Source organism: Halostagnicola alkaliphila, assembly GCF_055379965.1.
This window is the reverse complement of the sequence record NZ_AP043826.1, coordinates 1,717,488-1,731,045: the sequence shown is the minus strand read 5'-3', so window position 1 is coordinate 1,731,045 and position 13,558 is coordinate 1,717,488. Positions and strand designations below refer to the sequence as shown.

General features: G+C 60.3%; 12 protein-coding genes. 7 read left to right on the top strand and 5 right to left on the bottom strand.

Translation table 11 applies throughout. The annotated features are described in order from the left end of the window. Positions 1–42: 42 nt before the first annotated feature. The gene (locus ACZ5C7_RS13715) at positions 43–570 is read right to left on the bottom strand and encodes a metal-dependent hydrolase (protein ID WP_464376857.1); all 528 of its coding nucleotides are present in this window, start codon (positions 568–570) and stop codon (positions 43–45) included. 210 nt (positions 571–780) lie between these two features. Here ACZ5C7_RS13715 and ACZ5C7_RS13710 point away from each other — a divergent pair, with 210 nt between their 5' ends. After that, entirely contained in the window at positions 781–1,374 is a 594-nt protein-coding gene (locus ACZ5C7_RS13710) for a DNA-3-methyladenine glycosylase family protein (RefSeq protein WP_464376856.1), read from the top strand. Positions 1,375–1,413: 39 nt separating this feature from the next. Here ACZ5C7_RS13710 and ACZ5C7_RS13705 read toward each other — a convergent pair whose 3' ends face one another. The 4 genes from ACZ5C7_RS13705 to ACZ5C7_RS13690 form a co-directional block, all read right to left on the bottom strand. Further along, entirely contained in the window at positions 1,414–3,948 is a 2,535-nt protein-coding gene (locus tag ACZ5C7_RS13705; protein ID WP_464376855.1) for a heavy metal translocating P-type ATPase, read from the bottom strand. 167 nt (positions 3,949–4,115) lie between these two features. Beyond that, positions 4,116–5,462 (bottom strand): ATP-grasp domain-containing protein, encoded by a 1,347-nt coding sequence (locus ACZ5C7_RS13700; RefSeq protein ID WP_464376854.1) that lies wholly within the window; start codon positions 5,460–5,462, stop codon positions 4,116–4,118. Positions 5,463–5,578: 116 nt separating this feature from the next. After that, a complete protein-coding gene (locus ACZ5C7_RS13695; protein ID WP_464376853.1) occupies positions 5,579–7,048 on the bottom strand; it encodes a flippase in 1,470 nt (489 codons plus the stop codon). Between the two features lie 294 nt (positions 7,049–7,342). Beyond that, entirely contained in the window at positions 7,343–8,095 is a 753-nt protein-coding gene (locus ACZ5C7_RS13690) for a GNAT family N-acetyltransferase (RefSeq protein ID WP_464378450.1), read from the bottom strand. A gap of 108 nt (positions 8,096–8,203) precedes the next feature. Between ACZ5C7_RS13690 and ACZ5C7_RS13685 the strand changes: the two genes are divergently transcribed. From ACZ5C7_RS13685 to ACZ5C7_RS13660, 6 genes are all read left to right on the top strand, one after another. Next, a complete protein-coding gene (locus ACZ5C7_RS13685; RefSeq protein ID WP_464376852.1) occupies positions 8,204–9,292 on the top strand; it encodes a succinylglutamate desuccinylase/aspartoacylase family protein in 1,089 nt (362 codons plus the stop codon). Positions 9,293–9,466: 174 nt separating this feature from the next. Next, positions 9,467–9,898, top strand: a complete 432-nt coding sequence (gene sdhC, locus ACZ5C7_RS13680) for a succinate dehydrogenase, cytochrome b556 subunit (protein WP_283834227.1) — start codon at positions 9,467–9,469, stop codon at positions 9,896–9,898. Then, on the top strand, positions 9,898–10,266 hold the full coding sequence (locus ACZ5C7_RS13675; protein WP_464376851.1) for a succinate dehydrogenase/fumarate reductase transmembrane subunit: 369 nt from the start codon (positions 9,898–9,900) through the stop codon (positions 10,264–10,266). The genes sdhC and ACZ5C7_RS13675 overlap by 1 nt, the downstream gene beginning before the upstream one ends. Beyond that, on the top strand, positions 10,266–11,144 hold the full coding sequence (locus ACZ5C7_RS13670; protein WP_464376850.1) for a succinate dehydrogenase/fumarate reductase iron-sulfur subunit: 879 nt from the start codon (positions 10,266–10,268) through the stop codon (positions 11,142–11,144). Before ACZ5C7_RS13675 ends, ACZ5C7_RS13670 begins: the two co-directional genes overlap by 1 nt. A 5-nt stretch (positions 11,145–11,149) precedes the next feature. Continuing rightward, positions 11,150–12,994 carry an FAD-binding protein gene (locus ACZ5C7_RS13665; RefSeq protein ID WP_464376849.1) on the top strand — a complete coding sequence of 615 codons (1,845 nt, stop codon included), beginning with the start codon at positions 11,150–11,152 and terminating at the stop codon, positions 12,992–12,994. A gap of 277 nt (positions 12,995–13,271) precedes the next feature. Next, entirely contained in the window at positions 13,272–13,505 is a 234-nt protein-coding gene (locus tag ACZ5C7_RS13660; RefSeq protein WP_464376848.1) for a MarR family transcriptional regulator, read from the top strand. Positions 13,506–13,558 lie beyond the last annotated feature (53 nt).

Genomic DNA, 13,558 nt, shown 5'->3' with positions numbered 1-13,558 from the left:
ATAGAAGTCACACGGAGTCTGAACGACGATATTGGCGTGTTCTCATCCGAAGAGCCGTCGACGAATCGGCTCGATCCCCGGCCTTCCGTCGGACAACCAGAGGCCGATACCGAAGACGAAGATGATCCCCTCGAGCCAGAGCGTCGTCACCTCGACGCCCGCAACTGTGCCGAGCGGCTTCACGCCGGTATAGGGCGGCATGTCGGTTATCGGCCAGAGAAGGAAACCCAGTTCGTGGTAGTCCCCCGAAACGAGGTGCCAGGGGATATCCGTCGCGATGTGTGAGAGATATCCGACAGCGAAGGCCACGCCGAGTACGTTCCTGTCGAACCGTTTGGCAAGCACCCAGACGAGGGCGATAAGCGGAACGGCAAAAAGCAGCGAGTGGCCGATCGTTCGTCCGACCGGCACCACACCGGCCGCGGCGAGTGGCTTGTCGATCAGGTCGGCCAGCGCCGCACCGACGACGGCAGCGAGCGCGCCCGCTTCCGTCGGGGCTCGACCGTCGCGCCATCTCGTAAACGCGGCGTAACAGATGTAGCCGACGACGAGGTGAACGACCGGTTGCATTCGTCTTCGACGACGAGGTTCTCGCTGAAAAGTTCGATGCCTCTCCTAGTCGATCGTTCGGATTCATCGTGATCCGACGCAGTCGGGGGTACCGAGATCCCACATCGTTCGGTTACTCGTGGGCTCGCTCGTTCCTCCCGTCTCACTCCGCAGTGGAACGGCTACCGAGACATATTTGGCTTCTCAACCCCTCCAACCGTTTCACCACAGATGATGGAGGAAGCAGAACAGGTACTGCGGCAGGATCCCGTCATGGCGGAAATAGTCGACAAACACGATCCGTACATCGAACCGGACTGGACGGCCTACGAGCGCCTCTGTATTTCCATTATCAACCAGCAACTCTCGACGGCGAGTGCGGCCGCCGTTCGAAAGCGGGTGTTCGACCTCCTCGAGGACGAGGTGACGCCGGCTCGAGTGCTCGCCGCGGACAAAGCCGCGCTACGGGATGCGGGACTGTCGGGAATGAAAGTCGAGTACGTGCAAAACGCCGCTCGAGCGTTTCAGGAAAACGATTATTCGAGAGCGGGATTTCAGAACCACTCCGCCGACGAAGTCGTCGATCAACTCACCGAGATCAAGGGAATCGGTGATTGGACGGCGCGAATGTTCTTACTGTTCGTCCTCGAACGGCCGGATATCCTTCCGCTGGGCGACCTCGCCGTTCGTCGCGGGATCGAACAACTGTACGGTGACGGCACGGAGATGACTCGAGCGGAAATGCGTGAAATCGCCGAGCGGTGGCGGCCGTATCGATCTGTCGCAACGCGGTATATTTGGGCCGAGTACGAATCTGCAGAATAATCTAGCCCGCGAAGTAATCCGGTCCGCGGAGTAATCGGCCTACTGTTCGAGGAGTGATCGCGACGAGTTCGCGGCGATGAGAAGCGTGCTCGCCGCGACGGCCGTCGTCGCGAACAGCGGATTCAACGCTCCAATCGCCGCCAACGGAATCACGAGCGCGTTGTAGACCAGTGCCAGCCCGAGGTTCTGCGTGACGCGCCGACCTGCGGCGGTCGACAGGGCGAACGCCCGCTCGACAGCGGTCAGGTCGTCGTCGACGATCGTCAGATCCGCCGCGTCGGAGGCCAACGCGGTACCGCTCCCCAGCGCGATGCCGAGGTCAGCCTCGGCGAGCGCCGGGGCGTCGTTCGTCCCGTCCCCGACCATCGCCACGCAGTTCTCGTCTTGCAGAGACTGGATCGTCGCGGTCTTTCCGGCCGGCGGAACGCCCGTGAACACCCGATCGACGCCCGGATGTCGATCGAAGAAGTCGGTCGCGGCTTCGTCGTCCCCGGTGAGAACCACGACCTCGATACCGTTATCGCTCAGTTTGGAGGCCGTTTCGTCCCACTCGTCTCTGGGTTCGTCGCCGACGATCACGATTCCCTCTGCGCGCCCGTCGGAGCCGACGACGACGGGGAGCCGCCCGAACTCTCGGGCGCTCGAGGCTCGAGCCTCGAGTCGCTCGTCGAGATCCCATCCTCGTTCCCGGAAGAGAGAAGGATGGCCGACGAGTACCGTGCGTCCATCGACGGTTCCCTCGACGCCGGTGTCGTGGCTTCGAAAGTCGCGAACTCGCCGTTCGCTTTCGTTCGGTTGCTCGTCAGTGGAGCCGCCGCCGGGTCGTCTCGAGGCGTCTTCTCGAGCTATCGACCCTGTCGCGAACTCGGCCTCGATAGCCGCCGCTGCGGGGTGTGAAGCTCGACGTTCCACCAGTCCGGCGGCTTGCAGGACCGATTCCGGAGCGTCCGCCTCGAGCACAGTCATGTCGCCGGTCGTGAGCGTCCCCGTTTTGTCGAAGACGACGACGTCGACGTCGCGGAGCCGTTCGAAGACGGACTCGTCGAAGACGATGATCCCGCGTTCCGTCGCGTCTCGAATGCTCGAGGCGACCGATATCGGTGCCGCGAAGCCGATCGCCCACGGGCTGGCGGCGATACCGGTCAGGAGGACGGCCATCGAAATCGTCGCCGTACTGGCTCCGAGAACGAAGTGCGCCAGGGCCACGACGACGGCGGCGACACAGACGACCGGAACGAGGACCGCGGCGAGTTTGTCCGCCCGTCGCTGGACACCGTGATCCGCGCTCTGGACGTTCCAGACGGCCTGCGTCAGTCGATCGATGCTACTCGTCGTCCGCGCTCCCGTCCGGACGACCGCGGCGTCGTTCGTGACGACCGAGCCGCCGATGACGCGGTCGCCGGACGCTTTCGAAACGGGAAGCGATTCTCCGGTGACGACCGCTTCGTCCACCGTACACGGGCTCTCGAGCAGGACGCCGTCGACGGGGATCCGTTCGCCTCGTCGAACGAGCACCCGGTCTCCGGACTCGAGTTCCTCGACGGGAACCTCGCTCGTCCCGTCCGGTTCGATCAGACGGGCCTCGTTCACCTGTGAAACTGTGAGTTCGGTCAGTCGGTTCATCGCTCGCCGTTTGATCGTCGCCTCGTAGAACACCGCGGCCATCACAACTGCCGCGACGATGATCGTGAGATCGTAGTACACGTCGTTTCCCCCGAGAAGGAACGATAGCGTGCCATATACGTACGCACAAGTTATCGTGAGCGCCGCCAAAAGGTGCGTGTTCGGTCGCCGCAGTTTGAGGCTGACGTACGACCCGCGCAGGAGGGGCATCCCGGTCAAGTAGAGAACGGCACCGGTCAACACGAAGAACGGGGGGAGAAACAGCAGTCCCTCGAGGTTCGTGAAGGCGTCCTCGTACAGGTATAGCATCCCCCAATCGGTGACCGACGCGAGATACACCGGATACAGGATCGCAACGTAGGGGACCAACAGAAACGTCCCGAAGACGATGCCCACGATGTAGCGCACCTCGAGCATATCTTCGGTTCGGCGTTTCCGGAGGCCGGTCATCTCGCGCGAGCGCTGGGTGCCACCCGTCGAATCAGCGCACCCACCCGCCGTTGGCGGATCATCAGTTGCCGCCGAACGACGATACGCAGTATAGCCGACCCCGCTCAGCGCGTCTCGAAGTTCGGATCTCGAGAGACGAGCGGGATCGTGATCGACTCGAACTGACTCCGTTACGTAGCTCGCGGCGACGTCTTCGACGCCGTCGCGGGACGCGGCGACGGATTCCAGAAACGATTCACACGTCGCGGAGTGCATCCCGTCGACGCGGAAGAACGTTCGAACGATCTCGTTTCCGCTCCGGTCGTCGTTCCCTCCGTCCGCTGGATCGTCTTCTTCGGTAGTATCGCCGGCATCGGTAGCGCTAGTGCGTTCGGCGGGTACACCGAGTTCGTCGTAGACATCGCTACAACCGGTTGAACAAAACAGATCGCCGGAACCCGTTTCGGTTGACGGCTCGGTGATCGGTTCGGCGGCCGATCCGTCCAACGCTGTTGTACACATGAGACAGCGGTCACTCTCCGTTCGACGATCACTCACACGTTCGCAGTTTCGCGTCCGAACGCAATAACAGAAGTGGTGGTCGATACGCGAGGGGTGAGAGAACAGGATATGCGGTGGTCGATAAACGAGTAGTCCGTCCGTTACGTCTCTCGAGATCGGTATTGCCCTTACTCTTCCTCTTCTTCGGGCGTATCAGCCGCGTCTCGATCGATCCGTTTGCTCACGTCCACGCGGTAGTTCTCCAGGATGTCGCGGCCGAGGAGGACGGGGTAATCCATGTGACTGCGGTCCTCGACGCTCGCGGTGACCGTATGGCGGTTTCCACCCACGCCGACGACGATGTCGACCACGGGGCGGCTCTTCGACGTTTTCGAACTTCCCGACTTCACTCGAGTGACCGATTTGATCGGTCCAGCACCGATATCCGCGGCGAGACTGGTATCGATACTCGTGCGCGTCGCTCCCGTGTCCGATTTTGCGAGAACCGATTTCGAACCGCTCGTCCCCGAGAGGATGATTTCCTCGGTGTAGCCGATAGTCGCCGGCTCGCCGTTGGCCACCGGTTTCTCGGGCGGACGCGCCGACGGTTCGGTATCGTCGAGTGTCCGGCTGAGCTCTTCGACGCGTTCGTCGTCGACGGATCCGCCGGCTCGTTCGATGGCGAGTTTCGCGATATGCGGTGCCGGACTAATGTGGGTGGCTTCGTGTAGGCCCTTGAATCCGGCAGTCGGGTTCACTTCGAGAACGTACCAGCCGTCGTCGCCCTCGACGAGGTCGACGCCCGCGTAGTCGAGATCGATGGCGTTTGCGGACTGTATCGCCATCTCCCGTGCGCTCTCGGGAAGGTCGTCCGTGGCGTCTTCGACGTTTCCGCCGAGGGCAACGTTCGTTCGCCAGTCGTTGTCCGGTGCGTACCGGTACATCGCACCGATAATCTCCCCGTCGACGACGTAGACGCGCAGATCGCGGTTCGGCTGGTCCTGTTCGCCGATGAGTTCCTGCAAGAACGCGTAGCGATCACCGACTTTCGCGTTGACCGCATCGTCGGGGCCGACTTTCCACGTGCCGCCTCCGTGGGTTCCGATCGCCGTCTTGTACACCGCTTCCTCGCCGTAGTCGTGTCGCGAGGCGTTGAGGCGGTCGCTACTCAGCGCGAGCAAGACGTTCGGAACTCGAACGTCGTTCGCGGCGAGGGCTCCCGCAGTCGAGAGTTTGTGGATCGCGGTAAGGACCGACTTGGGGCTGTTGAGCATCGGAACCAGCTGAGAGAACGTGTTGATGAGGCCGAGTTCCTCGCAGGGTTGTTCCGTATTAGAGAGCAGCATTCGGTTCGCGATGATGTCGACTTCGGGCTCGAGGACGACTGTCCCATCCTCGACCCGAACGCTCGTGTTTTCCTCGCGCAGCCACTCGGTTCCGTGTCCGAGTGCTTCGACTGCGTTGAGTATCGCTTTCGTTTCCTTACTCGTGTGGAGGCTCAGTACTCCTACCGTGACAGAATCCGTAGTAGTCATACTCGGAAAACGGTAACTACCTGCAAAAGCGTTTATAGTCTTTCCGTCCATTAAAAATCGTCTCGAGGTTAGATACCGCTTTGTTGATATTCGAACGATCTATCGGACGCCGATCGTCACGTGACGAGCGATCGGACCTGACGTGGGTTGAGCAAGCCGCTCGCGATAGCGAGCACGGCCCAGGTGACGACACCGAGCGAGATAGCTGCAAACAGCATGACCAGACTCGATATCAACGGTGTAACCAGCAGGACCGCAACGGCCATTACCCCTGTGATTGCACAGATACTACCGAAGGAGCGGGCAAGCGATCCGAGCCGGAGCGACAGTTCGCTGTGAACGATGTAGAGGTTGACCAGCACGTAGACGGTGTGCGTTATGATCGTCGCGAACGCGGCTCCGACGACGCCGATCGTCGGAATAAGCGCGATGTTGAGCCCCAGATTCGCGATCGATGTCGCGCCTTTCGCAATCGCGCGGGCCCGAGCGCGCCCGAGGTAATCCAAACTGTCGCTCGTGAGGTTCGTAACCGCCTGCAGGACGATGAACAGACAGAGGATCTGCATAACCGGCACGGCACCCGCGTAGTCGTTTCCGAACACCATCGTCATGAACGGTTCCGCGACCAGCGCGAGTCCGACCGCCGCGGGCACGTAGAGTAACATCGCGTTCGTCAGCGCCATTTCGTAGATTTGACGCGCATCCTCGAGTTGCCCGGCGGCTTTCTGCTCCCCGAAGTTCGGCGAAATCGTAAACCCCAGCGACTCCGCCGGGGCGAGAACGAAGTCCGTTATCTGTTTGGCGAGCGTGTAGAAGGCGACCGCGACCGGGTTGAGAAAGAAGCCGACGAGGACGATGTCTATCTGCTTGTCGATCACGTTCGCGCTTCGAGTCGCCGTCAACGGCACGCTGTACTCGAGCAAGCGACGCGAAAGTCCGTCTTCGTACTCGTCTGCGGCTTCGGTCGGGAGATAGAATTTGTAGTACAAGATCGCGAGGCCGACCACCGCTGCAATCGCGTAACCGACGATGTATCCGAAGAACGCCCCGAGGGCACCGAGTCCGGCGAGGACAAAAGCAACGGCGAAAACCAACCGAGCAGCCCCGCCAATGGCTTGGACCGCGGCGCTGTAAACGAGCTGATTGTACCCCTGAAAGACGATCTGTGCGAAGACGTTGAAAGAGTTGACTGTGATGTAGACAACGCCAGCCGCGAGAAACGGCGCGGCTCCCGGATCGCCGAGCGCGACTGCGATCTGGTCGTGAAAGAGCAAGAGCGTGTACGCGACGATAGCGATCACGATGAGTTTTGCCGCGACGGTCGTCTGCAACAAGTGCGGTATCTGCCCGGGATCGTCTTCTCGGTACTCTGCGACGTATCTCGCCGCAGACTTTCCGAGACCGACATCGGCGAACAATTGCACGACCGCCAGAATGCCGATCGCCCAGTAGAGTTCGCCGTACCCTTCCGGGTCGAGCAGATACCTCGCGAGAACGAGCATCAACAGCGCGCTCGAGACCATGTAGACGGCTCGAGCGACGAGCGTCGCTTTGAATCCTCGGACGATGTGCTCCTGTCTATCCATGTATCAAATATATTTTCATTAGTTCGTGGAGTTCGGTACGACGCAGTCGTGACCCAGCCGAACGATCCAGTTGTAAACCAGCCGTCAGATGTCGTCCTGAACCAGCCGGTGGTCGATCGATATAGAGAAACACAGTCCGGATCGGACAATTGTAATGGACTGACAACAGTCAGAAATATCGTACTACATTGAACTCCCACGATAACTGATGGACCGACCGGAAGTCGGGTTGATTTCTTGAACCTGCGAACACGCAACGCCTACAGCCCAAGCGAGGAGAAGTAGTCCGGTAACCTATAGATACGAGGCGTCCCACCGAGTCGCTTTCCGACGGTTTCCGCAATTGTTACACTCGATTCGGCCCATGGTGTCCATCGCGTTGTCGATCGAGTCGCAGTTGCCACAGAGCCAGCCGTATCGTTCCTCGAACTCGTCGGTCCCGTAAGCGGAGTAAAACGGTGATTTCGATCCGCGGGCCGCTTCGCCGTAGCTTACGTAGACGTTCTCGCCGTCGATTTCGAGTTGATCGACGGCGTCCCACTCCTCGTCGCTCTCGATCTCGGCCTCGACGTAGACGTTCTCGGTGAACGTTTCGTCGCCGATTTCGACCTCGCGCTGACCGGCTTGTTCGAAGCCGTGATCCTCGTAGAACTGGTTTCCGCCCTCGTTGTCCGCGAGGACGAAACAACGGACCTGATCCGCACCTTCATCGAGGAGCAACTCGCGCGTTCGAACGAGCAATCGAACGCCTACGCCGCTCCCGCGGTAGTCCGGGTGAACGTGCAACCAGAGCAGTTGACCGGTGCCGTAGCGCTGGCCGACCAACACGCTCTGGGAGAACGCCACGAGTTCACCGTCGCGTTCGACGACGATGAACAGGGTGTGTTCGTCGGTTAGGTCCTCGACGAACGAGTCTCCGTACCACTGCTCGAGCGCGTCGTCGATCGTTTCCTCGGATAGAAAGTTAGTATACAACGAATTGAGCGAGGCTCGGGCGATCTCTCGGATCTCATCGACGTCGGCTTCGGTCGCCTCACGAAGGTCCATGTCCTCCAGTAGCATGCCCTCGTACAAAACATATGCCATCGATGGAAAATTTCGCGAGCGGCTTCGGACAGCGGTAGACGTTTTATACTAGGAACCGACTGGGGTACCATGACCGGCACTCGAGCGGACGAACCGCCCGATGGCAATGCGGACGACGACAGTTCGAACAACGTTTTCACGTACAACGGTGGTCGGGTCGACCCCGGCGAGTCCGTAAACATCAGATACGGCATCAGCGAAACGTACCTCGGCGATCCCGTTCGAATCCCCGTGACGGTAGTCAACGGCCAATACCCCGGTCCGACGGTGTTCCTCTCGGCGGCGGCCCACGGCGACGAACTCAACGGCATCGAAGTGGTTCGAGAAGTCGCCCACGACTGGGATCACACGGAACTCCACGGGACGCTCATTTGTCTCCCCGTCATGAACGTTCCCGGGTTCTTGGCTCAGGAACGGTACCTCCCGATCTACGACCGAGATCTCAATCGCTCGTTTCCGGGCCGAGACGGATCGACCAGCGCTCGGCGGATGGCCCACCAGATTTTTACGAACTTCATCGAACCCTGTGATCTCGGGCTAGACTTTCACACGTCGACTCGAGGCCGGACGAACATGCTCCACGTCCGCGCGGATATGGAGTACGACGATATCGTCCGGCTCGCCAACGCGTTCAGTTCGAACGTTATCATCGACGGACAGGGACCCTCGGGAACGTTGCGACGAGAAGCGACGGATGCCGGGGTTCCGACGATCACCATCGAGATGGGCGAAGCCCATCGATTCCAGCGCTCGCTCATCGACCGCGCGCTGACGGGCGTCGCGAGCGTACTCGCCGAGTTCGGACTCCACCAGGATTCGTCCGTTCATTGGCCCGGCTGGCGGATCCTCATCGACGATACCGACGAAAAGACGTGGCTGCGCGCCGACGCCGGCGGAATGGTCGACATGAAACACGGCCGCGGCGAACTCGTCCAGGAGGGTGACGTGATCTGTACGATCACGGATCCGTTCAAAGAAGAAGAAGACATCGTCTTCGTCGAAGCGCCGTTCACCGGCCTCATCGTCGGGGTTCTCGAGAACCCCGTGGTCTATCCCGGTAACCCGCTCTGTCACCTCGTCGGCCTCGAGCCGGAGACTCGTACCGCCTTAGAGCGCGAGCGAACCAACGACGATCCGCTGTTGAGCCACCTCGAGTGATTCGTGACTTCTCCCTAATCCGTAACTAACTCTCCGTCTGCCCGGGAACGGTTTTGCAGCCGGGATGGTTTGGATTCATTCTCGCCCGAGTTGTGTTTTGCCCGTTTCCGTCCCTGCCTCGGAATCAAAGAAGTAACTTCTATACCCCCGCAGGCTAACCCACCACATGAGTGTATGAGTCAGTCTTACAATCGCGGTCTCATCGAGGACTTCGGTCGGTGGAAGGAGTTCTCGGCCGGGATGTGGGCGTGGATTTTTCACAAGTTCACCGGGTGGATGCTTATCGGCTACCTGTTTACCCACATCGCCGTATTGAGCACAGCAATCGGTGCAGCGGATGGACAGATGATGATGCTTGCCGGAGAGGAGGTAAACGTCTACACGGGGACGATCCAGGGACTCGAGAGCCTCTTTATTATTCGAGTACTGGAAGTCGGACTGCTCGCGGTCGCAGTCTTCCACATCTTGAACGGAGTACGACTCCTGATGGTTGATCTGGGAATCGGTCTCGATTCGCAGGACAAGAGCTTCTACGCCTCCCTGATATTGACGGGCGTCATTACCGTCGCGAGCGTACCGACGTTCCTTCAGGGGGTGGGTTTCTAATGGCAGAGCGCTACTCTTCGTTCACGCCCGGCGGAACCGGCTGGTTGCTCCAGCGGATCACCGCGGCGTTCTTGATCGTCGTTCTGGCGTTTCACTTCTTCCAGTTGCACTTCGTCAATCACGCCGCAGAGGTTACCTTCGCGGGGACCCAAGCGCGAATGGAAAACGTCGGATACTTCCTGACGATGGTATTGTTCCTGATCACGGCCGCGTTCCACGGCATCAACGGCATCTACAACGCGCTGGTCAACCAGGGACTCTCCGGCACCCCGAAAAAGGTCGTCTTCGCCGTCTTGACCCTCTCGGGTGTCGCACTCGTCGCCCAGGGTATCTACGTTGCGATCGTCATGGCCGGGGTGAGCGTCTAATGAGTACACAACAGCAAGAACAACCCGAAACGCAAGAGGCACCGAAAGATCCCGAAATGAAGGGACAGCAGTCGCCACAGCAAGAGCGACTCGAGAAAAAAGAACAGGGGCTGGCCGAGGAAGAGTCGGTCGACGAATCCGACGTCGAAGGCGAGTCGGTTCACCTGAAGGTCTTTCGCTACGACCCGGAAGTAAGCGGAAAGCAGGAACCTCGGTTCGACGAGTTTCACGTCCCCTTCGAGAAGGGGATGACCGTCCTCGACGCGCTGATCTTCGCGCGCGATGAGTTCGACTCGTCGCTAACCTTCCGTCACTCCTGTCGGCAGGCGATCTGTGGATCGGACGCCTTCTTCATCAACGGCTCGCAACAACTCGGTTGCAAGACCCAGATTTCGGACCTCCAACAGCCGGTTCGCATCGAACCGCTTCCACATCAAGAGGTCGTCAAGGATCTGGTCGTCGACATGGATCACTTCTACGACCAGATGCACGCCGTCGAGCCGTACTTCCAGCAGGAGGACCTGCCGGAGGGCGAACTCGAGGAACAACGACAGCCTCGCGAGAACCGCGAGAAGGTCAAGATGTCCACGCGCTGTATCTGGTGTGGCGCGTGTATGTCCTCGTGTAACATCGCCGCCGGGGACAACCAGTATCTCGGTCCGGCCGCGATCAACAAAGCGTACAAGTTCGCGATGGACGAGCGCGAGGACGAAGAGATCAAGGAGCACCGACTTCGGATCTTAGAGCAGGAACACGGCGTCTGGCGCTGTCAGACCCAGTTCTCCTGCACCGAAGTGTGTCCGAAAGACATCCCACTCACGGAGCACATTCAGGAGCTCAAACGTGAGGCAGTCAAGAAAAACCTGAAATTCTGGTAATAACTATGTACGAACACGACGTTATCGTGGTCGGTGCGGGCGGTGCCGGTCTCCGGGCTGCGGTCGCGGCGAACGAAGCGGGGGCGGACGTGGCGATGGTCACGAAGCTTCACCCAGTTCGGAGCCACACCGGCGCGGCAGAGGGCGGTATCAACGCGGCGCTCCGTGAGGGCGACGACTGGGAACTCCACGCCTACGACACGATGAAGGGGTCGGACTATCTGGGCGACGCACCAGCCGTTGAGACCCTCGCTCAGGATGCACCCGAGGAGACTATCACCCTCGAGCACTGGGGTCTCCCCTTCTCTCGAGAGGACGACGGACGCGTCTCACAGCGACCGTTCGGCGGTCTCTCCTTCCCGCGAACCACCTACGCAGGTGCGGAGACGGGACACCACCTGCTCCACACGATGTACGAGCAGGTCGTCAAACGAGGGATCCAGGTCTACGACGAGTGGTACGTGATGAACCTCGCGACCTCCGACGAGCCGGATCCGAACGATCGAACCTGTCACGGCGTCGTCGGCTACGACGTCCAGTCGGGACAGATTGAGGGCTTCAAGGCGAACGACGGCGTTATCCTCGCAACTGGGGGTCCCGGTCAGGCCTTCGATCACACGACCAACGCGGTCTCGTGTACCGGCGACGGTCACGCGATGGCCTACCGAGCGGGCGTTCCGGTCGAGGACATGGAGTTCATCCAGTTCCACCCGACCACGCTTCCCTCGACGGGCGTGCTCCTCTCGGAGGGTGTCCGGGGCGAAGGCGGTATCCTCTACAACAACGAGGGAGAGCGGTTCATGTTCGAACACGGCTACGCGAACAACGACGGCGAACTCGCCTCTCGGGATGTCGTCGCCCGCGCGGAGCTGACGGAAGTCAGCGAGGGCCGCGGCGTCGAAGACGAGTACGTCCACCTCGACATGCGCCACCTCGGCGAGGAGCGGATTATCGATCGTCTGGAGAACATCCTCCACCTCGCGGAGGACTTCGAAGGTGCTGACGGATTGGTTGAACCGATGCCGGTCAAACCCGGCCAGCACTACGCGATGGGCGGAATCGAGACCGACGAAAACGGAGAAACCTGCGTTAGCGGGCTCTACGCAGCGGGCGAATGTGCCTGCGTCTCGGTCCACGGCGCGAACCGCCTGGGCGGAAACGCGCTGCCCGAACTGATCGTCTTCGGCAAACGAGCCGGCTACCACGCGGCGGGTGGCGACCTCGGTGAGGCCGAAATCGAGACCGGATACACCGATGCGGTCGAAGAGGAAGACGACACCGAATTCCCGGTCCAGCCGGGTTCGGCCGGCCTCGAGCCGATCGGCGACGACGTCGCGGCCGACGGCTCCGGTCAGATTGCCGACGCCGAGGGCGCTCTCGAGCGCGCCGTCGAAACGGAATCCGAGCGCGTCGATCGGCTTATGAACAAAGACGACGGCGTTCAGCACGCGGAAATCCGATCCAAACTTCAGAAGGCGATGACGGACTACGTCAACGTCTTCCGAACCGAAGAGGGGATCAAACAGGCCCTCGAGATCATCCGCGAGTGCCGCGAGGAGTACCGCGACGTCTACGTCGCGGATCCCTCGAAAACGTTCAACACCGACCTGCAGATGACCTACGAGACCCGGAACCTGATCGACGTCGCCGAGACGATCGCACTCGGCGCGCTCGTTCGAAACGAGTTCCGCGGTGCCCACTGGCGGCAAGAAAACCAGACGCGAGACGATGAAAACTGGCTCAAACACACGTTGGTCTCCTGGAACGCGGGCAAACCGTCGATCTGGTACCGACCGGTCATCCTCGAGGGTGAGGACAAGAAGTACGAACCGAAGGTTCGGAGCTACTGACGTAGTCACGCGGTTTCACTTTTTGTTGCAGAGAGGGCCTGTCGAAGGCTGCAGATATCGTGTTGAGCGACTGGCGAGATCGAATCGACGCGTCGCCGTTCTCGGTTTTTCACGATCCATCATTGAAAACGACAATTGCTCTACGACTGCTGAGACAGTTTTCACGGTATACGGGCTCATAAAGCCGGTTTCAATTTTCGACCCGCTCGCTGCGACCCGAGACTTCGACAACTGTCGTAACATAGTTTGATAATCGTCGATTGCATGAGTGTCGTGTATGAGCACCCAATCGCAACTCGAGGACGACTCGACAGCGGTCCGGATTCCGACCGACATCGACTCCGGCCAATCAAAACTCGTCTACCTATCCGTCGCAACGTGGGAAACTGCGACCGCCGACGAGCTGTGCGACCGGCTTCGACTCGATAAAGGGACCGTCCTTTCGATCACCAAGACGCTTCGAAAGCGCGGCCATCTCGAGAAGGTCGACGGCGTCTATCGACTCGGGTGACGTAGTAGTGGATTTCTGCAGGCGACAGTCGAATCGAGTCCGCCACGGCCTGT